The 20,113-nt window shown below is 64.2% G+C and carries 17 protein-coding genes and 3 tRNA genes; 7 read left to right on the top strand and 13 right to left on the bottom strand.

What is annotated here, in order from left to right; all coding sequences use genetic code 11:
* Positions 1–219: 219 nt before the first annotated feature.
* Together ABEA58_RS02820 and ABEA58_RS02815 are read left to right on the top strand one after the other, a co-directional pair.
* Positions 220–945: a SapC family protein gene (locus ABEA58_RS02820; RefSeq protein WP_345548645.1), complete on the top strand. Its 726-nt coding sequence runs from the start codon at positions 220–222 to the stop codon at positions 943–945.
* A gap of 100 nt (positions 946–1,045) precedes the next feature.
* Complete coding sequence (locus tag ABEA58_RS02815) at positions 1,046–2,056, top strand: sulfite exporter TauE/SafE family protein (protein WP_345548643.1); 1,011 nt, start codon at positions 1,046–1,048, stop codon at positions 2,054–2,056.
* 427 nt (positions 2,057–2,483) lie between these two features.
* Here the strand turns inward: ABEA58_RS02815 and ABEA58_RS02810 are convergent.
* The 11 genes from ABEA58_RS02810 to ABEA58_RS02760 all read right to left on the bottom strand — a co-directional run bounded on the left by ABEA58_RS02810 (position 2,484) and on the right by ABEA58_RS02760 (position 11,629).
* Positions 2,484–2,558: transfer RNA gene (locus ABEA58_RS02810), tRNA-Gln, on the bottom strand.
* Between the two features lie 37 nt (positions 2,559–2,595).
* Positions 2,596–2,672, bottom strand: a tRNA-Met gene (locus tag ABEA58_RS02805).
* Positions 2,673–2,795: 123 nt separating this feature from the next.
* Positions 2,796–3,710, bottom strand: a complete 915-nt coding sequence (locus ABEA58_RS02800; protein ID WP_345548641.1) for a DMT family transporter — start codon at positions 3,708–3,710, stop codon at positions 2,796–2,798.
* A 71-nt stretch (positions 3,711–3,781) separates the two neighbouring features.
* Positions 3,782–4,873 (bottom strand): redox-regulated ATPase YchF, encoded by a 1,092-nt coding sequence (gene ychF / locus ABEA58_RS02795; RefSeq protein ID WP_345548639.1) that lies wholly within the window; start codon positions 4,871–4,873, stop codon positions 3,782–3,784.
* Positions 4,874–4,944: 71 nt separating this feature from the next.
* Positions 4,945–5,553: an aminoacyl-tRNA hydrolase gene (gene pth, locus ABEA58_RS02790; RefSeq protein ID WP_345548637.1), complete on the bottom strand. Its 609-nt coding sequence runs from the start codon at positions 5,551–5,553 to the stop codon at positions 4,945–4,947.
* 11 nt (positions 5,554–5,564) lie between these two features.
* Positions 5,565–6,194 (bottom strand): 50S ribosomal protein L25/general stress protein Ctc, encoded by a 630-nt coding sequence (locus tag ABEA58_RS02785; RefSeq protein WP_345548636.1) that lies wholly within the window; start codon positions 6,192–6,194, stop codon positions 5,565–5,567.
* Positions 6,195–6,469: 275 nt separating this feature from the next.
* Positions 6,470–7,399, bottom strand: a complete 930-nt coding sequence (locus ABEA58_RS02780) for a ribose-phosphate pyrophosphokinase (protein WP_345548811.1) — start codon at positions 7,397–7,399, stop codon at positions 6,470–6,472.
* 361 nt (positions 7,400–7,760) lie between these two features.
* A tRNA-Gln gene (locus ABEA58_RS02775) sits at positions 7,761–7,835 on the bottom strand.
* A gap of 13 nt (positions 7,836–7,848) precedes the next feature.
* Positions 7,849–8,787 carry a 4-(cytidine 5'-diphospho)-2-C-methyl-D-erythritol kinase gene (ispE, locus tag ABEA58_RS02770; RefSeq protein ID WP_345548634.1) on the bottom strand — a complete coding sequence of 313 codons (939 nt, stop codon included), beginning with the start codon at positions 8,785–8,787 and terminating at the stop codon, positions 7,849–7,851.
* A gap of 129 nt (positions 8,788–8,916) precedes the next feature.
* Positions 8,917–9,612, bottom strand: a complete 696-nt coding sequence (gene lolB, locus ABEA58_RS02765; RefSeq protein ID WP_345548633.1) for a lipoprotein insertase outer membrane protein LolB — start codon at positions 9,610–9,612, stop codon at positions 8,917–8,919.
* Positions 9,596–11,629, bottom strand: a complete 2,034-nt coding sequence (locus tag ABEA58_RS02760; protein ID WP_345548631.1) for a tetratricopeptide repeat protein — start codon at positions 11,627–11,629, stop codon at positions 9,596–9,598. The genes lolB and ABEA58_RS02760 overlap by 17 nt, the downstream gene beginning before the upstream one ends.
* Positions 11,630–12,002: 373 nt before the next feature.
* On the opposite strand from ABEA58_RS02760, the gene hemA reads away from it, so the two are divergent.
* From hemA to ABEA58_RS02740, 4 genes are all read left to right on the top strand, one after another.
* The gene (gene hemA / locus ABEA58_RS02755) at positions 12,003–13,274 is read left to right on the top strand and encodes a glutamyl-tRNA reductase (RefSeq protein ID WP_345548629.1); all 1,272 of its coding nucleotides are present in this window, start codon (positions 12,003–12,005) and stop codon (positions 13,272–13,274) included.
* 54 nt (positions 13,275–13,328) lie between these two features.
* Entirely contained in the window at positions 13,329–14,414 is a 1,086-nt protein-coding gene (gene prfA / locus ABEA58_RS02750) for a peptide chain release factor 1 (protein WP_345548628.1), read from the top strand.
* A complete protein-coding gene (gene prmC, locus ABEA58_RS02745; RefSeq protein WP_345548626.1) occupies positions 14,414–15,247 on the top strand; it encodes a peptide chain release factor N(5)-glutamine methyltransferase in 834 nt (277 codons plus the stop codon). The genes prfA and prmC overlap by 1 nt, the downstream gene beginning before the upstream one ends.
* Before the next feature lie 69 nt (positions 15,248–15,316).
* Complete coding sequence (locus ABEA58_RS02740; protein WP_345548624.1) at positions 15,317–16,219, top strand: cation diffusion facilitator family transporter; 903 nt, start codon at positions 15,317–15,319, stop codon at positions 16,217–16,219.
* Between the two features lie 44 nt (positions 16,220–16,263).
* Here ABEA58_RS02740 and ABEA58_RS02735 read toward each other — a convergent pair whose 3' ends face one another.
* Positions 16,264–17,757 carry a succinylglutamate desuccinylase/aspartoacylase family protein gene (locus ABEA58_RS02735; protein ID WP_345548622.1) on the bottom strand — a complete coding sequence of 498 codons (1,494 nt, stop codon included), beginning with the start codon at positions 17,755–17,757 and terminating at the stop codon, positions 16,264–16,266.
* Between the two features lie 209 nt (positions 17,758–17,966).
* Positions 17,967–19,337: an MATE family efflux transporter gene (locus ABEA58_RS02730; protein ID WP_345548620.1), complete on the bottom strand. Its 1,371-nt coding sequence runs from the start codon at positions 19,335–19,337 to the stop codon at positions 17,967–17,969.
* A 117-nt stretch (positions 19,338–19,454) separates the two neighbouring features.
* On the opposite strand from ABEA58_RS02730, the gene ABEA58_RS02725 reads away from it, so the two are divergent.
* The gene (locus ABEA58_RS02725) at positions 19,455–20,105 is read left to right on the top strand and encodes an HvfX family Cu-binding RiPP maturation protein (protein ID WP_345548618.1); all 651 of its coding nucleotides are present in this window, start codon (positions 19,455–19,457) and stop codon (positions 20,103–20,105) included.
* Positions 20,106–20,113 lie beyond the last annotated feature (8 nt).

The following is a 20,113-nucleotide window of genomic DNA, read 5'->3' as shown; positions in this document are numbered from 1 at the left end:
CCCTGTATTGCCCTATCCCGGGTTTCCCTATGTGGCCATCATCTGGCCGGGGGCCGTGGCCGTAATATGCGCTTAAGTGCGTCGCTGCTGCAGAGGTTGGTTGCGCCGGGTGGGTCTCTTTCCATCAGGCGCTGTGGGCACTTGTGGGCGCTGCCGCATTCTGTAAGAATCGAGCATCATTCCAATAACGAATAATCCCTGCGAATAGAGATGTAAATTATGAGTAATGAGCAGACCCCCAAAATTGTCCCCCTGAACAAGGAAGCCCATGGCAAGCTGAAGATCCGTGAGCTGGGCGGTTTTGAACACGTGAAGAGCGCCCATATGGTGCCCGTTACCGCTCATGAGTTCACGCGCTTGGGAGCCGAGTACCCGATCGTTTTTGTTAAGAACTCTGAGACCGGTGAGTTCCAGTCCGTCGCACTGCTGGGCCTCAAAGTCGGTCAGAACCTGTTTTTGGATGGTGACCAGTGGCAGGGCGTTTTTGTTCCTGGCAGTGTGCGCAACCACCCGTTCGTGCTGGCTCCGTCCGGCCAGAACAAAGACCAGCTGCTGGTCGGCATCATCGAGAACAGCCCGCTGGTCAGCGACGCCGAGGGCAATGCCCTGTTTACCGATGAAGGTGAAGAGACCGACTACCTGAAGGCCAAGAAAGAGACTCTGGTGAGCTTCCTGGAGAGTGACCAGGTGACCAAGGCTTTCGTGAAGGTTCTGACCGATAAAGAACTGCTGGCTCCGCAGTCCGTTACCATCAATGCCGGTGAAGAGAAGATCAACCTGAACGGCCTCTACATCGTCGACGAGAAAAAACTCAACGAACTCGGTGAGGAAGACTTTGCCGATTTCCGCAAGCGTGGCTTCCTGCCGGCGCTTTACGCACAGCTCGGTTCCCTGCACCAGCTCTCCAAGCTGGCCAAGATGCAGGCCACTGGCGCGACCGCTTAAAAACGGATCGCTAGAGGCGCCGGGACTGTTTCAATAGTCCCGGCGCTCTCCACTTCTGCGCCACCTTTCCTTTACCTTACTTCCCCTAACGCCAAGCCCTATGCGTTCCCCATTGATTGCCTGGTTCTGCTTCCTGGCGGCCTTTTATGCTTGCTGGATTGGCATGGTCCTGCTGGGTGACCTTTGGCATCAGGTGGTCGCCCACTGGCCCATGGCCCTGTCCATGGCTATCGGCAGTTATGCCGCCGGCTCGACCCCGATGGGTGGTGGCACGGTGGGTTTCCCGGTGTTGGTATTACTGTTCGATATGCCGGCCAGTCTCGGGCGGGATTTCAGTTTCGCGGTGCAGTCCATCGGCATGGTCAGCGCCAGCCTGTTTATTCTGGCGCGGCGCCAGGTGCTCGCCTGGCCGATGCTGCGCGGCGCCATGTTGGGCTCCCTGTTCGGTACGCCGCTCGGGATTCTGTTGGTGGCGCCGGCGATAGCGGACCTGTGGATCAAGCTGGTGTTTGCTGTCCTCTGGGGAAGTTTCGGGCTTCTGCACCTGTATCGGCTCAATGAAATCACCGCGCACAACGCCTGCCCGCACAGCGAGCCGGAACGGGATTTCAGGCTGGGTGTGTGGCTGGGTGCCGCGGCCGGGGCCACCGCGGTGGCCACCACGGGCGTCGGTATCGATATGCTGATCTACGCCGTGCTGGTGTTGATGTGTCGGGTGGACCTGAAGGTGGCCATCCCCACCTCGGTGGTCATTATGGCGTTCAGCTCGGTGATCGGCGTGGTGGTGAAAACGCTTTCCGGGGACTGGCACCCACAGGTGTTTGGCAACTGGCTGGCGGCGGCGCCTGTTGTGGCCCTGGGAGCGCCTCTGGGGGCGTTTGTGGTGAGCCTGATTGGGCGCAAACCCACACTGCTGGTGGTCGCCTGCCTGTGCGTTGTGCAGCTGTTGTGGACCTGTTACGTGGAGTGGCAGACGCTGGGGGTTACCGGTGCCGTGATGGTGGCCATTGCCGTGCTGCTGGGGCTTTTTGCCTTCGAATGGCTGCGGGCCATTGGTCATCGGCGCCCCCGCTCACAGTCCTCCGCTGACGCCTCTCTGGCGCCTCTCTAGCGCCTTCGCAGCCTCAGGCGGGTTGAGGGGTCCGGTTGATAGTCGGCCTTTGCTGCCTTTCCCGCTTTCCCGCTTCCTTGCGTTTCCCCACCGCCTTCGTTTCCCTTCTTCTCCTCAGCCGCTGGACACATTTCTCAGCGCATAGCGCCGGGAGTGAGGGCGGCAGGCCTGACCGGCCCGGTGCGCTCGATCCTCGCATGCCGGCAGCTTTGCCATTGACTTGAGACAGTGGGTGCAGCGGCGGGCAGGGCTGGGCAGGCGCTGTGGGCCGCAACAGAGATGGCGCGGGGAGATGATGATGCGGCGCCGCGGTGTTGCAGAGGAATGGGATGGTGGAATGAGATGCTGAGAGACGGTCAGTTTTTTCGGCTGCATCGATCCCTGCCGCTGAATTCACAGCAGAGTGTTGTCGGGATCGAGAGGAAAATGGCTGGGGTGGTAGGATTCGAACCTACGCATGACGGGATCAAAACCCGCTGCCTTACCGCTTGGCTACACCCCAGTAAAGGCGCTGCGAGAAGCCTCTCGCAGAAGGAAAATGGTAGCAAGGGGGAGACTTGAACTCCCGACCTCAGCATTATGAGTGCTGCGCTCTAACCAGCTGAGCTACCTTGCCACTGAAAGTCTCGGCTAACCGAGGGCGCGAATTATGGGGCGCCGGGATAGGGCTGTCAACCCCCTTTTTTGTTGAATTTTCAGTGAGTTAGCGTCGTCACCCAAGTTCGCCCGCCGCCGCCCTTCAGCGCCCCCTGCCGATGGCGGCGAGCAGCGAGCCAACGGCCACCGCGGCGGCGCCCAGCCAGCTGAGTCCATTCATCGGCTCCACTTCAATATAGTCCGGCCACAGGGTGCCGATGAGCGAACCGGTGGCCAGTGTCAGCAAGGGCACCAGTGCCAAGGTGGCGCTGACCCGCGAGGCTTCCCAATGCGCCAGTGCTTTGCTGAAGGTGCCGTAGGCGATCAGTGTGTTGGCGGTCAGGAATATCAGCAGCGCCCAGCCCAGCCCATCCAGCGCCAGTGCGGACATGGGGTCCGCCAGCGGCAGGAAGCACAGGGTGCCGGCAATATAGATCAGAACCAGCAGGTCCTGCGGCTTGGCGTGGCTCAGGATCTTTTTCTGGAAGAAGCCATAAATGGCCCATCCCACCGCGGCGAGCACGATCAGGCCGAGCCCCAGCAGGTAATCGGGGTTGTCGCCGCGCAGCAGCTCCGGCAGTCGCTGGTTGAAAAACAGCGGCAGTCCCACAACCACCAGGGCCACCCCGAGCCACTGGCGCGGGGAAAAATGCTCTCCGAGCAGCAGTACGCTTGAGGTCAGCAGCAATAGCGGCGCCAGCTGGATCAGCACCTGGGCGGCGCCGGCGGTGATGAAGTGCAGGCCCGAGGCGTAGGTCAGGTAGTTGCTCAGCAGCCCCAAAACGGCGATGACCGTCAGCGGCAGAACCCCGCGCTGGAACAGTTGCCGCAGGTTCAGCTGCCGCCGCCAGCCGTAGTAGGTGCCCGCCAGCAGGGCGGCGCCGACAAAGCGGTACCAGGTGGCGGTGGTGGCGCTCATGGAGTCCAGCAGGCCTTTTAAGGCGATGGGCAGCAATGCCCACATCACGGTGGTGATCAGGGCCAGCGGCAGGCCGACTCGCCAGTTGGATGCTTGCATGGTGGCGACCGTGGGGTTGGGCGTGGCTGCCCCCCCGGTGGGCGAGGGGCAGCTGAGGATGGGGAGGGGGCTTAGACGTTGAAACGGAAATGGATCACGTCGCCATCGGCCACCACGTATTCCTTGCCCTCCAGGCGCCACTTGCCGGCCTCCTTGGCACCGGCTTCGCCGTTGGCGGCGACGAAGTCGCTGTAGCCGACCACTTCGGCGCGAATGAAGCCTTTCTCGAAATCCGTGTGGATTTTGCCGGCGGCCTGCGGCGCCGTGGCGCCGAGGGGGATGGTCCAGGCGCGCACTTCTTTGACACCGGCGGTGAAGTAGGTGTGCAGGCCCAGCAGCTGGTAGCCCGCGCGGATAACCCGGTTGAGGCCCGGTTCTTCCATGCCCAGCTCTTCGAGGAATTCCTGCTTTTCGTCGTCGTCCAGTTCGGCGATTTCCGCTTCCAGCTTGTTGCAGATGGGCACCAGTATGGCGTTTTCCTCGGCGGCGATGGCGGCCACCGCGTCCAGGTGCGGGTTGTTCTCGAAACCGTCCTCGTCCACGTTGGCGATATACATGGTGGGCTTGATGGTCAGCAGGCTGAGCTCGCGCAATGCGGCCAGCTCGTCGTCGCTGAGACCGAAAGAGCGCAGGGGCTTGGCTTCGTCCAGGTGCGGCTGAATCTTTTCCAGCAGCGCCTTCATTTTGATGGCGTGCTTGTCCTGCCCCTTGGCGGCACGGGTAAAGCGCTGCAGGGCTTTTTCCACGGTGTCCAGGTCGGCCAGCGCCAGTTCGGTGTTGATGACCTCGATGTCCGCCAGCGGGTGAACCTTGTTGGCCACATGGATGACGTTGTCATCCTCGAAGCAGCGCACCACGTGGGCGATGGCGTCGGTCTCGCGGATATTGGCCAGGAACTTGTTGCCCAGGCCTTCGCCTTTGGAGGCGCCGGCGACCAGGCCGGCGATATCGGTGAACTCCATGGTGGTGGGGATCACCTTCTGCGGCTTGACGATTTCTGCCAGCTTGTCGAGGCGGGGGTCGGGTACCGGCACCACCCCGGCGTTGGGCTCAATGGTGCAGAAGGGGAAGTTTTCCGCATCGATGCCCGCCTTGGTCAGGGCGTTGAACAGGGTGGATTTGCCCACATTGGGCAGGCCGACGATTCCGCAAGTAAAACCCATGGTGTTCTTTCCGTTGCGAGTGGCGCCGTGGCGCCGGTTGATTCTGGGGGCGCCTGTGGGACGCCGCGAGGTTATTTTGCCGGGCTGGCCGCCGTGTGCAGTGTTTTCATGGCCGCGCTCCAGTCGCCTTCGGCGGCGCTGGGCATCACGTCGATGGCGCGCTCGATCGCATCGGCCAGCTGTTCCTGCTCCGCCCGCGGGGCGCGCTGCAGCACGAAGTTGACCACTTCGCGGGCGCTGCCGGGGTGTCCGATACCGAGCCTCAGGCGCATGAAATCGCGGTTGTTGCCGAGCGCGGAGATGATGTCCCGCAGGCCGTTGTGTCCACCGTGGCCGCCGCCGGATTTCAGCCTTGCGGTGCCGGGGGACAGGTCGAGTTCATCGTGCGCGACGAGGATAGCTTCAGCGGGGATCTTGAAAAAGTTCGCCAGCGGGGCGACGGACTGTCCGCTGCGATTCATAAAGGTGGTGGGGATCAGCAGGCGCACTTCCTGGCCGCCGATCCGTACCCGGCCGGTGAGGCCGCGGTACTTGCTGTCGGACGCGAGCTGGGCGCCATGGCGGCGCGCCAGCTCGGTGACAAAGTCGGCACCGGCATTGTGACGGGTCCGGTCGTACTCGGGTCCGGGGTTGCCCAGTCCCACGATCAACTGGATCGGTGTATCCGGTGCCTTGGCCAAGGTGTTGACCCTTACTCTTCGCCGCCTTCAGAAGCTTCGCCTTCAGCCTCGGCCTCGATGGCGCCGCGGGGCTTGTGAACGGAAGCAACAACCAGGTCGTGGTCTTCGCCGTGGGACAGGTCCACTGACTCGACGCCGGCCGGCAGCTTGATGTCGGAGATGTGCACGGTGCCGTCCAGTTCCAGGTCTGCCAGGTCAACTTCGATAAACTCGGGCAGCTTGGAGGCCGGGGCGCTGATGTCCAGCTCGGTCAGGGTGTGGGAGACGATGCCGCCCGCTTTCACGCCTTTGCACTTGTCTTCGTTCAGGAAGTGCACAGGCACTTTCAGGTGAACCTTGGTGTTGGCGGAAACGCGCTGGAAATCGGCGTGCAGCAGGATCTGCTTGGCCGGGTGGCGCTGCAGGTCACGCAGGATTACTTGCTCTTCCTTGCCTTCGATATCGAGGGTCAGTACGGAGGAGAAGAAGGATTCGTCTTCCAGAGCCTTGAACAGGTCCTTGCTCAGCAGGGAGATGGAGCTCGGCTCGGCTTTGCCGCCGTAAATAACGGCGGGTACACGAGCTTCCTCGCGACGCAGGCGGCGGCTCGCACCTTTCCCTTCGTCGCTGCGGACGTTGGCGTTCAGTTTGAAATCAGACATGGGATAAACCTCGGGTTGTCTGCCCAGAGCGACCTGCGACCGGACCACTCTGGCGTTGCTGTAAATGGGCTGCGGAAAGCTGTGGAAAGTGCCGCACACCCAATAGTAAACGCCCGGCGGTGCCGGGCGGGCGCGTATTCTAAGGGAATCGCGGGGAAAGCGCTACACAATCTACCTGGGCTGTCTGTTGGCGGTCACCCCTTGGCAGGTGGCCGCCGGAGCCCCGGTGGGAATGCCGGGGCGTCAGCTGAACACTTTGGCTGAAGGCCGAGGTCTCAGCGGAACATGGCCGACAGGGATTCCTCGTTGCTGATGCGGCGCACGGACTCCGCCAGCATGGCGGACAGGGTCAGCTGGCGGATTTTGGGTGCCTGCTGCATTTTGTCGCCCAGGGGGATGGAGTCGGTGACCACCAGTTCATCGAGAACCGAGTTGTTCAGGTTGTGGATGGCGTTGCCGGACAGTACCGGGTGGGTGCAGTAGGCCACGACCTTGTTGGCGCCGTGCTCCTTGAGGGCGTTGGCGGCGTTGCACAGGGTGCCTGCGGTATCGACCATGTCGTCCACCAGCAGGCAGGTGCGGCCGCTGATTTCACCGATGATGTTCATGACCTCGGCGACATTGGCGGCGGGGCGGCGCTTGTCGATGATGGCCAGGTCGCAATCGAGGCTCTTGGCCACGGCGCGGGCGCGCACGACGCCGCCGATATCCGGGGAAACCACCACCAGGTTTTCGTACTTCTGGCGCTCAATGTCGTCCAGCAGTACGGAGGAGCCGTAGACGTTGTCCACCGGCACATCGAAGAAGCCCTGGATCTGCTCGGCGTGGAGGTCCACGGTCAGTACGCGGTCGATGCCCACGCTCACCATCATGTCGGCAACCACCTTGGCGGAAATCGGCACGCGCTGGGAGCGCACGCGGCGATCCTGGCGGGCGTAGCCGAAGTAGGGCACTACAGCGGTGATGCGGCCGGCGGAGGCGCGGCGCAGGGCATCCACCAGCAGGATCAGTTCCATCAGGTTGCGGTTGGTGGGCTGACAGGTGGATTGCACCACGAAGACGTCGCGGCCGCGGACGTTATCGGTGATTTCCACGGCAATTTCGCCATCGGAGAAGCGCTTGACCGTCGCCTCGCCAAGGGGGATTGCCATATGGTCGACAATCTTCTGCGCCAGTTCCGGGTTGGCGTTGCCGGTAAAGACCATTAAGTCAGCCACTGCGAATACCTTTGGTTCTGTTGAGTTCTTAGGACGTGAAAAGTGTAGATGCCTGTCTGTGTATAAGCTTGTAGCGCGCGGTTGCGTCACCTTTTGCTGTGGCGGCACAGGCGGCCGCGGGGGGTGTTGCCCGGATTTTGATCCGGTGTCGCCCGGGAGGGCGGCGGCCAGCCGTTCGGGGCTGGACCTGTATCCCGCACACAAGGCTGTTGGGCGGGGTCTGCAATGGCCGGAGTGTCGGGCCTGCGCCGCCTGTGGCCGCGCCGGGCTGACTGAATCCGCTCGTCTCCATTTCGACTCTGCTGGTCGGCGGAGAGCCCGTCTGCGTTGACGCTGGCCGGGCTGAATATGGCTGGGGTGGTAGGATTCGAACCTACGCATGACGGGATCAAAACCCGCTGCCTTACCGCTTGGCTACACCCCAATAATTTTTTGTCTCACGCCCGATGCGGGCCTGTGAGTTTCGCGAGAGCCGCATGTGCCGGTGAGGTGTTCACGCCGGCGGCGATAAAACCTCGCCATCCTTGCGGCCTCTGCTGGAACACTGTGCGCGCTTCGGATTCGCTGGCGAAAGCGGCGAAAACACAGGCGCCGGTACCAGTCAGCTGCGCCGGAGCGAACTGCTGCAGCCACTGCCGAGCCTTTTTGATCTCGGGGTAGAGCTGCTCTACCAAGGGCTCGCAATCGTTGCCCGCGTGGCTATGCAGCCATTCGCCGTCCAGCACCCTGTCGCGAAGGTGCGCTAATGTAATTGCGCCGGAATCTCTTGTCAAACGCGGATGGCCGAATACGGCCGCGGTGCTGACATGGCAGTCGGGAGCGAGGACCAGAAAGTGCCGTGGCGGGGTTTTCACCGGGATCAATCGCTCGCCGGCTCCCTCCGCCAGTGCCGTGTGGCCGGCAATAAATACCGGCACATCGGCGCCCAGTTCGCGCCCCAGTTGCGCCAGCTGTTCGATGCTGAGGCCGCAGCCCCAGAGGTGATTCAGCCCCAGCAATGCGGTGGCGGCATCGCTGCTGCCGCCGCCAATGCCGCCACCCGCCGGCAGTTTTTTGTGCAGGCGGATATGGGCACCCTTGGCGGTGTCGGCGGCCCGTTGCAGCAGTTGCGCGGCCCGGTAAACGAGATTGTCCCGCTCGGGCACATCCAGCCCCGGGGCTTCCAGCGAGAGCGCCTCGTGGTCGCGCAGCTCAAACTCGAGGGTGTCGCCGTAGTCCAGCAGTTGGAACAGTGTCTGCAGCTCGTGGTAGCCGTCCGCGCGGCGGCCGAGGATGCGCAAAAACAGGTTCAGTTTTGCCGGTGCGGGAAGCCGCAGGGGCTGGTGACGGTTCTGGTGACGGTTCTGGTGAGAGTTCTGGTCGGGGTGCAGGGGCATGCTTCGTTTATCGGGCGGATATAAAGGGCCGCCATGATAGCGGCCCGCGCCGGGTGGCGCACTTGGCAATACTGTGGAGAATCTGCGGGGCGCGCTGGGTTCAGGGGCGTGTGGCGCCGCCAGGCGGAGTCACAGCAGCCACTCTTTGATGACCAGCGTCACTTTGACCGGCCCCGCCGCCTGGCGGGTCTCCGCCTTGATGCGGGTGGGCAGCACATAGGCGCCGATATTCTGGTAGCCGCTGAAACTGAGCTGCCAGCCGGCCTGCCGCAGGGATTGCAGCAGGCCCTGGGCATCGCGCTCTTCACCGCTGCTCTGCCCCGGGGCGGGCAGACCGCGCACCCAGTAAAACATCTGCTCCACCGGTAGCGGCCAGCCCAGGGTCTGCGCGGTCAGCTGTGAGGGGGTGGCGGCGTGGGTGGTGGGCGCATCACCGCGCTGCATGCTGACGCCCGCCGGGGTGCCGCTGATGACCGTGGAGCCGGCCCCCATCGGGCCAGTCAGGAGAATGCGGTAGAAGGGTTGCGACTGCTGTTGCCAGGTGAGGTTGGCGCTGCCGTTGTCGCTGCTTGAGCGTACCCCCAGTTTGCCCTTGATGGTCCACTGCTGCAGTTGCAGCACCGGTTGCTCCGGGGCGGCCGGTGGCTGAGGAGCCTGGCTGGCGCAGGCGCTGAGCAGCATCAGCAGGCAGGGCAGGGCTGCCCGCAATAGGAGGTTGCCGCGCATTGAGCGGCCCGCTGTCTGGCCGATTGAGCGGCTTGAGGACCGGTTGGGCGCCAGGCGGCGATAAGTGGATGGGGTGAGGCGGTCAGTGATCGGATACATGCTGCTCCAGTGGGCTCTTGTTCTTCAGTCGTTCCATGGCTGCCGGAATGATTTCACTGTCGGGATTGATTTGCAGCCCCCGCTGCCAGACCTGTATGGCGCGCTTGCGGTTGCCCTGCATCCAGAGAACCTCCCCCAGGTGGGCGGCGATCTCGTGGTCCGGCAGTTTCTCCAGCGCCTGTTCCAGATAGCGGATGGCCTCGGCATGGTTGCCCAGACGGTACTGTACCCAGCCCATGCTGTCGATGATGGCGGGATCATTGGGGTTTAATTCCAGCGCTCTGCTGATGAGTTGCAGAGCCTCCTGCAGGCGGCTGTCGTCGTCGAGAAGTTTGTAGCCCAGCGCGTTGAGCAGGGCGCTGTCGCCCGGGTCCTGCGCCAGCAGCTGGCGCATTCCCTGCTCGAATGCCTCGGTGTTTCCCAGTTGCTCGTGGAGGCTCGCCTGCAGGTAGATCAGGCGGCTGCTACCGGGATGCTGTTGCAGGGCGGCGCCCAGCAGTTGCAGCGCTTGCCGTGGCTGGTCGTACTTGTGCAGCAGGTTCGCCTCGATCACAAAGAACTGCTCGGACTGTTTGGGGTGGCGCTGGCGCAGTTGCGCGAACCATTCTTGGTTTTCATCCTCCCTGCCCGCCGCGGCCAGCAGCTCCGTGCCGCGGCTGATGGCCTGCATATAATCGTTGCCCGGCTCCACCTTGCGGTAATGTGCGACGGCGCGGAGGGGGGCGCTGGCCTGCTCGGCAATGCTGCCCAGATAGAAGTGCGCGGCGGATTCGTGCTGCTGCAGTTGCAGCAGCCGCTCCAGTAGCGGCCTGGCGGCGGTGAAGTGATTGCCCTCCATTTGGATCAGCGCCAGTGAAAGGATCAGGTTGCCGTCCTGCGGCCGCTGTTCCACCAATATGGCGAACTGCTGCTCCGCCTGCTGCAGATCCCTGTTTACCAGAAGTCGCGCATATTGCAGGCGGATGCGGGGCTCCCACGGGTAGGTCTCGACCATCTGCTCCAGCATGGTGAAGGCCTCCTCCTCCCGGTCGAGATCGATCAGCAGCTGGGATTGCAGCAGCGGGGCATCCAGCATTCCCGGGTGCTCTTCCTCTACCCTGCGCACAATGGCCAGTGCCTGCCGGTACTGGCCGGCGGCGCGCAGCATCATCCCGTGGGCCAGCACCACTTCGCCATTGTTCGGGTATTTCTCCGCTAGGCGGCGGAATTCCGGCGCAATGCGCTTTACCAGTTGCGGATTGGAGACGGCAGTGGCTGCCAGGGATTGCAGGGGGGCGTCGCCGCCCAGCTCCAGGGCTTTCTCGGCGTGAACCAATGCCGCGCTGAGTTCGCCGGCCAGGGTCAGTTCCGCAGTGGCGGTGAGCTGGGCCTCCGCCTGGTCTGGCTCCAGTTCCACCCACAACTGGGCGGAGTGCAGGGCCGCGCGGCGGGCGTTGAGAAAGCGCGCGATTCTGGTGGCGCGCGCGGCGACGCCGGCATCGCGGGTGCTCTGGGCCTGCTGGTAATAGTTGGCGAGGGCGACGTCGAAGCGCTCCCGGTTGCCCGCCACTTCTGCCACCAGCAGGGTATAAAGGGTTTCGACCGGGAAGGCGCGAGCTGGAATGGCCGCCTGCGCCGCTTTTGCCGCTATGGTTTCATCCGCTGCGGTTGCGGTTGCGGTTGCGGCGGTGGCCCGGCGCGGGGACTCGCTGCCTGGCAGGGCATTTTCTTTTCCATGTTCTCTGGCGTTCGCTCCACCGTTCTTTTCTGCACTCTCTCCCACGCTGTTTTCAACAGCCGCATCGGCACTCATGCCGCCCGAATCGGCACTTGCGCCGCTGGCCTCTGCACTCGTTTCCCTGCCGCGGGAATGATCCCGCAGGGTGGCGGTGGGGTTTTCCGGCGCTGTCAGCGCCACAGAATCGCTGCCGGTGAACGGCTGTGCGCAGGAGGCGGTCAGCAGGCTGCCGAGCAGCGCGATGGCGGCCACACTGAGCGCGGCGTTATGCGAATGGGGCGTGTGTCGTGCTTGGTGCATGGGGGTGTCCGTTCGTTATGGCCGCACCGTGGTCGCATCTTTCCCTGTGCGTTGCGGTGGCTGGGCTGATCCGCAGGGCGGTTGCAGTCTGTTGTGGTTATGAATCGTGCTATGTGTTGTGGCTGTGGCTCAGGTCTGGGGCTGGTGGGGCCACCATTGAGTCTAGACACGATTTGGGTTGTCACGGTTTGCTGGGGAGATCGCAGCTGCCAGCTTCGCTGCCGCCATAAAACCGCGCCTTTCTGCATCTGTCCGCGGCGGCGCTTGCAAGGTGTGAGGTCGAACGGGAAAATGCGCCCCCCGGAGCCGCGCATTCGCGCGCTTTTCGGGCCGATTTCACCACTGTCAGCCACAGCAATATCGACGGGAGCCTATGCCAATCCTCGCCCTGGGAATCAACCACGACAGCGCTCCGATCGAGGTGCGCGAGCGGGTGGCATTTGCCCCGGAGATGATGTCCGGGGCCCTTGGCGATGCGCGCCAGGCCCTGCAGTGCCAGGAGCTGGCGATTCTCTCCACCTGTAACCGCACCGAAATCTACGGTGAGGTGACCCGCGAGCGCCTGCTGCGCTGGCTGTCCGACTATCACCGCGTGCCGCTGGACCAGCTGACCGCCTGCAGCTACAGCTACAGCGGCGAGGAAGCGGTTCGCCATATGATGCGGGTCGCCTGTGGGCTCGATTCACTGGTGCTTGGGGAACCGCAGATTCTCGGCCAGATCAAGTCTGCCTATGCGGTGGCGCGGGAATCCGGCGCCGTGGGCAGCCTGTTGCACAGTGTGTTCCAGCAGGTTTTTGCCGTGGCCAAGCGCGTGCGCACCGAAACCGCCATCGGCGAAAACCCGGTGTCGGTGGCCTATGCGGCGGTTTCCCTGGCTTCGCGGATTTTTACCGACCTCGGCCGGCAGACGGCCCTGCTGATCGGCGCCGGCGAGACCATCGAGCTGGTGGCCCGCCACCTGCTGGAGCAGGGGGTGAGCCAGCTGATCGTGGCCAACCGCACCCTGAATCGCGCCGAGCAGCTGGCGGAAAACTTCGGTGCCGAGCCCATTCTGCTGGCGGACATTCCCGATCATCTGGCGCGCGCGGATATCGTCATCAGCTCCACCGCCAGCCAGCTGCCGATTCTCGGCAAGGGCGCGGTCGAGACCGCTCTCAAGGCCCGCCGCCACAGGCCCATGTTCATGGTGGATATCGCCGTGCCGCGGGATATCGAACCCCAGGTAAACCAGCTCGACGATGTCTACCTGTATACCGTTGACGACCTGCGCGGGGTGATCGACGAGGGGCGCCGCTCGCGGGAGAAGGCCGCCGAGGCGGCGCACGAAATTGTCGAGCAGGCGGCGACCGAATTTATGCGCCAGCACCGCGCCCTCGAGGCGGTGGATACCATCCGCAGCTTCCGCCAGCGCGCCCAGCAGATCGGCGACGCCGAGCTGGCGCGGGCCCTGCAGCAGCTGGACAAGGGCGGCGACCCGCGGCGCCTGCTCGAGCAATTGGCGCGCTCGCTGACCAACAAGCTGATCCACGCGCCGACGGTGAGCTTGAAGCGCGTCTCCGCCGAGGGCGATGCTCAGCAGCTGCGCCTGGCGCGGGAGATTGTCGGCCTGGAGCCGACTCCCGGTGAGCGGGAATCCATGGACTGAATACCGTCCGCCGGTCGCCCTCGGCGCCGGATCACTATTGAGAAAACGCAAGCAATGAAAGAGTCGGTACGCAACAAACTGGAAAACCTCGTCGATCGCCACGAAGAGGTCTCGGCCCTGCTCGGCGAGGCGGAAGTCATCAGCGACCAGGACCAGTTCCGCGACCTTTCGCGGGAATACGCCGAGCTGGAAGAGGTGGTGAAATGCTACAACCGCTACCGCCGTCTGCAGGAGGATATGGCCGCGGCGCGGGAAATGCTCGAGGAGAGCGATGCGGAAATGCGCGAGATGGCAAAGGAGGAGATCAGCGAGGCCGAGGCCCAGATCGAGCCCCTGGAGCGTGAACTGCAGACGCTGCTGTTGCCGAAAGATCCCAACGACCGCAAGAACGTGTTCCTGGAAATTCGCGCCGGTACCGGTGGCGATGAGGCGGCGATTTTTTCCGGCGACCTGTTCCGCATGTACTCCCGCTATGCGGAGCGTCAGGGCTGGCGCGTGGAAGTCATCAGCGAGAACGCCGGCGAACACGGTGGTTACAAGGAAATCATCAGCCGCGTGGCCGGTGAGGACGTCTATGCCAAGCTGAAATTCGAGTCCGGCGCCCACCGGGTGCAGCGGGTACCGGAAACCGAATCCCAGGGGCGCATCCACACCTCTGCCTGCACCGTGGCGGTCATGCCGGAGCCGGATGAGCGCGAGGCTGTGGACATCAACAAGGCGGACCTGCGGGTGGATACCTACCGCGCCTCCGGCGCCGGAGGTCAGCACGTCAACAAGACCGACTCGGCGGTGCGCCTGACCCATATTCCCAGCGGAATCGTGGTCGAGTGTCAGGACGAGCGCTCCCAGCACAAGAACCGGGCCAAGGCCATGGCGCTGCTGCAGGCGCGCCTGTCCAGCGAGCAGGAGGCCGCCGCTGCCAAGGAGATCTCCGATGCGCGCCGCAATCTGGTGGGCAGTGGCGATCGCTCCGAGCGCATCCGCACCTACAACTTTCCCCAGGGGCGGGTGACCGATCACCGGATCGGCCTGACCCTGTACAAGCTCGATGAGATCATGCAGGGCGGCCTCGAAGAGGTGATCGATCCCCTGCGCACCGAGCACCAGGCGGACCAGCTGGCTGCCCTCGGCCAGAGCTGATGGCCACGGTTAAAGAAAACCTGTTGCGCGCGGCGGAACTGGCGCAGAGTGATTCCGCCCGTCTCGACCTGGAGGTGCTGCTGGGGCATGTGCTGGGCCGCAGCCGCACCTGGCTGTATACCTGGCCCGAGTACGCCCTCTCCGACAGCGAGCAGCAACAGTTTGAGCGGCTGCTAAAACGCCGTGCCGCCGGCGAGCCGGTGGCCCACCTCACCGGTGAACGCGAGTTCTGGTCGCTGCCGCTCCTGGTGGACAGCTCCACCCTGATCCCCCGTCCGGATACCGAGCTGCTGGTGGAAACGGCGCTGGCGCTGTGCCCGCAGAGCCGACAAAGGGTGCTGGATCTGGGCACCGGCAGCGGTGCCATCGCCCTGGCGCTGGCCTCCGAGAGGCCGGCCTGGCAGTTGCTGGCGGCGGATAAATCGCCACAGGCGCTGGCGCTGGCGGAGCGCAATCGCAGCCGCCTCGAACTCGGCAATGTGCAGCTGCTGCAGAGCGACTGGTTCGCCGGGATCCCGGCGCAAACCTTCGACCTGATTGTCAGTAATCCCCCCTATATCGATGCCGCCGACCCGCACCTGGAGCAGGGGGATGTGCGCTTTGAGCCGCGCTCGGCACTGGTGGCCGGGCGCCAGGGGCTCGCCGATATCGACACCATCGTCGCGGCCAGCGGAGATTACCTTGCCCCCGGGGGCTGGTTGCTGGTGGAGCACGGCTGGCAGCAGGCCGCTGCCGTGCGGGCGCTGTTTGCCGGCGCGGGCCTGGTGGGCGTGGACAGCCGCCGGGACTATGGCGGCCACGAGCGCCTGACCCTGGGTCGCCGCCAGTGTTAAATTGTTGCCCTGTCTGATCGCGCAATCGAAAACAATATCGCGAAACCAATAAGGAAGCCGGCAGGGAGCATGCACGAGCACACCCACCACCGCCGCGGTAGCGGCCATCTGCGCCCCCTGGTCTGGGGCTTAGTCATCACATTTGCCTTTGCCTTGGTGGAGGCCGTCGGCGGCTGGCTGTCCGGGTCTCTGGCGCTGATGGGGGATGCCGGCCATATGGCCACCGATGCGCTGGCACTGGCGCTGGGTGCCGTGGCGGCTGTGCTGGCGCAAAAGCCTGCGGATCGCGAGCTGTCCTTTGGCTGGGGGCGGGCGGAGGTGCTGGCGGCGGTGGCGAATGCGCTGTTTATGCTGCTGGTGATCACCGCCATTGGGCTCGCGGCCATCGACCGCTTGCGCGCACCGCAGCCGGTGCAGGGAGGCATGGTGATGGTGATCGCCGCCATCGGCCTGGTGGTGAATCTGGCGGTGGCCTGGGTGCTGCACCGGGGCGAACAGACCCTCAATATCCGCGGCGCGCTGCTGCATGTGCTGGGGGATTTGCTGGGGTCGGTGGCCGCGCTGCTGGCGGGTGCGGTGATCTACTTCACCGGCTGGACGCCCATCGACCCGATCCTGTCGCTGCTGATCTGCCTGCTGATTTTGATCTCCAGCCTGCGCCTGCTGCGGGATTCCATCGATGTGCTGATGGAGCGGGTGCCCCGTGAGCTGAGCCTGCCGGTGGTGGGCGAGACTCTGGCGGCGGTCGAGGGGGTGCGCTCGGTACACGACCTGCATATCTGGCGCCTGGACTCCAGCACCATCTCCCTTTCCGCGCATATCGTGGTGGATGACCTGCGGGCCTGGCCGGCGGTACTGGAGCGCTTGCGGCAGACTTTGATGCGCCGCTTTGATATCCACCACATCACCCTGCAGCCCGAGCCCCTGCACGGCAGCGGGGTGGAGATCATCGATCGCATATCGAGCTTTTGATGGCCCTCTTGAGCAGAAACTCTGACCAGAAACTGTGCGCCGGTCTACTCATCGTCGCTTTCTGGGTTGGCGACTTCCGGCCGTTCGCCGTCATTGCCAACATTGCCGGCATCGCCGGGCGGGGCCTCGCGCTTGTCCGCCGCCTCCTGTCCAGCAGGCTCGCCATTTTCCGTAACGGTGTCCGTGGGCTCGTCGCTGCCTGTGCCAACTGGCTGATCTTTGCCTTGCGCCGCTGCGGTTTCCTCTGCCGCCCCTTCTTCGCTGATCGCCGGTTCTTCCCCTGAGGTCGCTGAGGGGAGTTCCGCCGTCACTTCTTCGGGCGCGCTGATCTGTTCCTCCGGGGCCTGAATGCCGATGTGGTAGGCGGCGAAGCCCGGCTGCACCACCTGGTTCAGCGCCATACCGAGGATGCGGCCGTTGTGCGCCGAGCGGATTTCCGTGCGCACATTGGTGATCGGGTTGGTGACTGTGCCCAGCAGCTCTCCCTGGCGCACGAACTGACCCAGTTTCACCTTGCTGAAAATGATGCCGCCGCTGGTGGCGCGCTGCCAGGTGGAGTTGTAATAAACCGGTTCCGGGTCGCCCCACAGGCGGAATTTGTTCACCATTTCCAGCTGGTTCAGCAGGGTGTGAATGCCTTTCACGCTGTGACTCACGGATAGCTCATCGAGCACCATCGGCGCTCCGGCTTCCAGGGTCACGGTGGGAATACCGGCATTGACGGCCGCCCGGCGCAGGGTGCCCTTGGCGCCGTCGCTGTGCAGTACCACGGTGGAGCCGAAGCCCTTGGTAAGCTTGACCACTTTCGGGTTGCTCAGGTCGGCGCGCAGCTGCGGCAGGTTGGTGCGGTAAAAGGAGCCGGTGTGCAGGTCCACGATGGCGTTGCAGTGGGCGACGATCTCGTGGAAAAACGAGTGGGCGATGCGGGAGGCCGAGGAGCCATCGGGGTCGCCGGGAAAGTGGCGGTTCAGGTCGCGCCGATCCGTGAGGTAGCGCGAGCCGCGATGAAAACCCTGCAGGTTCACGATGGGTACGCCGATCACCGCCCCTTTGAGGCTGTCGGGCTCCAGGTTGTACATGACCCGGCGCACCGTCTCAATGCCATTCAGCTCGTCGCCATGCAGGGCGGCGGTCAGGCACAGCGTCGGCCCCGGTTCGGCCCCGTTGACCACCAGTACGGCGGTGGAGCTGTAGACCCCCTCGAAGTGCTGGTTCGGTGACCAGGCGAGCCTGGTGGCGGTGGCCGGGGGGACTTCGGCCCCGAGCAGGCGCAGGGGCTTGGCCTCGGTGGTCTCCGCCGTCGCATTCGGCTCTGTCGGTTCAGTCTCTGCGTCGTGTTTGTCGTTCGCGGCCGGCTGTGGCGGGAGGCCGTCGGTACTTTCCGGCGTCTGTGGCGCCGTGACCTCGGGCTGCGGCTCTCCAGTGGACTCGGGGTCGTCGGCGTCTTCGGTGGGCCAGCCCGGCAGGGCGGTCAGTAGCAGGGTTGCGGCGAGTATCCGGGCGAGACTTCTGGGGCTCATGCGCGAGTGCAATGGCATTGAGCGGCTCCCTTTTGTTTTGGCGCTTATTGTAGCTCTGTTGTCACAGATCGGTTGTTGTGGATCTGCCGTCATAGATTCAGGGACCAGGTCCAGTTTGGCGGCGCAAGTTGATTGAGGCAGCTGCCGAGGCTGAAGCGCGAGTATAGCCAAAGTGCTCCCGGCTCCGCTGGCTGTACGCAAAAATCCCCTGCCGAAAACAGGTTCGGTCAGGGCGCTGCGGGGAGGGCGCGCACAGCAATGGCCCGGCCGCTGGTGCGCTGCAGGCGCAGGCCCAGCAGCAGGCAGGCGAACCCCAGCCCGATACAGATGCCAACCCAGTAGCCGTATACCCCCCACAGGGTTTCCCCCAGCCAGTAGGCGCTGGTCAGCCCAACCAGCCAGTAGGAAAAAATCTGTATGGCCATGGGCGCCCGCGTGTCCCTGTAGCCGCGCAGCGCCCCCGAGGCCATGGCCTGGGCCACATCCACCATCTGGAACGCGGCGCACAGCAGCAGCAGGTTGGTGGCCACGGTAATAATCTCGGCATTGCTGGTGTAGGCCATCACCAGGGGGTGGCGCAGGGCGATCAGCAGCACACCGGTGGCGGCCGCGTAGAGTAAGCCACTGCCCACACCCACGGCGCTGGCAAAGCGGGCCCGCCGCGGGCGCCCCTGGCCCAGGAGCTGCGCGGTGCGGATGCTGAGCGCCTGCGCCAGCGCCAGCGCCACCAGATAAAAGATGGTGCCCACGTTCATGGCGATCTGGTGGGCGGCCACGATGGTGGCGCCGTAGGGGGCGAGGAGGATGGCCAGGCTGGCGAAGAAAGTCACCTCGCTGGCGGCGCCAATACAGATGGGCAGTCCCACCGCCAGCAGATGGCGCTGGGTCGGCCAGTGCGGGCGGGGTGGCAGTAAAGTCAGCTTTAGCTGGCGGTAGGCCGGTTCCCGGCGCGCATGCCAGAACAGTGCGCCGGCGATGGACCAGCTTGCCAGACTGGTGGCCCAGCCGCAGCCGGCACCACCCATGGCGGGAATCGGACCGGCGCCGAATACCAGCAGGATATCCAGCGGGATATTCAGCAGGGCGGCGGCCAGGTAAATCCGCATGACCGGCTGCACCTGTCCCATGCCCTCGCAGTAGCCCCGCAGTGCCGTGGCGAGGGCAAAGGGCAGGGTGCCGGTGGTCAGGGCGAGCAGGTACTGCTGCATCACCTGCCGCACCGGCGGCTCGGTATCAATCCACTGTCCCCACCAGGGCACCGCCAGCAGCAAGGCGATGACAATGATGCCGCCGATAAGAGCGATCCACTGCGCCTGCTGCAGTTGTCGGGCGCAGCCGGCCTCATCTCCGGCGCCGCGCAGGTGCGCCACCAGTGGCGAAACGGCAGCCAGCAGGCCGATCAGGGTCACGGCGCAGACCGCCCAGATACTCGACCCCAGCGCCAGCCCTGCCAGATCCACCTCGCCGGCGCGCCCGGCCACCAGTGTGTCGGTGACCCCCATGCTCACCACGGCGAGGTTGCTGACCACCAGCGGTCCGCCCAGTTTTGCCAGGTGTCGCAGTTCGGTGCGGGAAGCGCGTGGGTAGATCCTGAGCATGCTGCGGCGCCGGGGCTATCTTTGCGAGGATTGGTGTAACAGACTGTCCAGTCGAGAGACCAATACACCACCAGGCGCACAGTGGGCGCACATGGATACGGAAAAGAGGGCTGAATTATGGATAAGGCACTGCGTGGCTTCAATGCGTTTTATCAGTGGTTTTTACGCGCGATAGGGCATGTGGACTGGCTGGGCCCACTGGCCTTGCGGATTTTCCTCGCGCCGATTCTCATGCTGGCCGGGCTGAATAAACTGGGCAGTATTGATGAGGTGGCCACCTGGTTTGGCAATCCGGACTGGGGGCTGGGGCTGCCCGCCCCCTATCTGATGGCCTGGCTTGCCGGGCTGACCGAACTGGTGGGTGGCGCCGCCCTGCTGTTGGGGCTGGGGGTGCGCCTGGTGGCTATTCCGCTGCTGGTTGTGATGGCGGTGGCCGCAGCCACGGCGCATTGGGAATATGGCTGGCACGCCCTGCCGGAGAAGACGCTCACCATGCCCTGGGAGTGGCGGCAGGACCTGATTGAGCAGGCTGTAGTGCGCAAGGAAAAGGCAACAGCGCTGTTAAAGGCCCACGGCAACTACGGCTGGCTGAGCGAGGCGGGCAGCTTTACGGTACTGAAAAACGGTATCGAGTTTGCCGCCACCTACTTTGTGATGCTCCTCGCCCTGCTGTTCTCCGGTGGCGGGCGCTGGGTGAGTCTGGATTACTGGCTGTCGCGGGCGACTGGGCATACAGGAACTATTGAAGTCGTCAAGCCATATAAATGATATACTCG

It is taken from the genome of Microbulbifer aestuariivivens (assembly GCF_039545115.1).
Lineage (GTDB): Bacteria > Pseudomonadota > Gammaproteobacteria > Pseudomonadales > Cellvibrionaceae > Microbulbifer > Microbulbifer aestuariivivens.
This window is presented reverse-complemented; position numbering and strand designations above follow the sequence as displayed.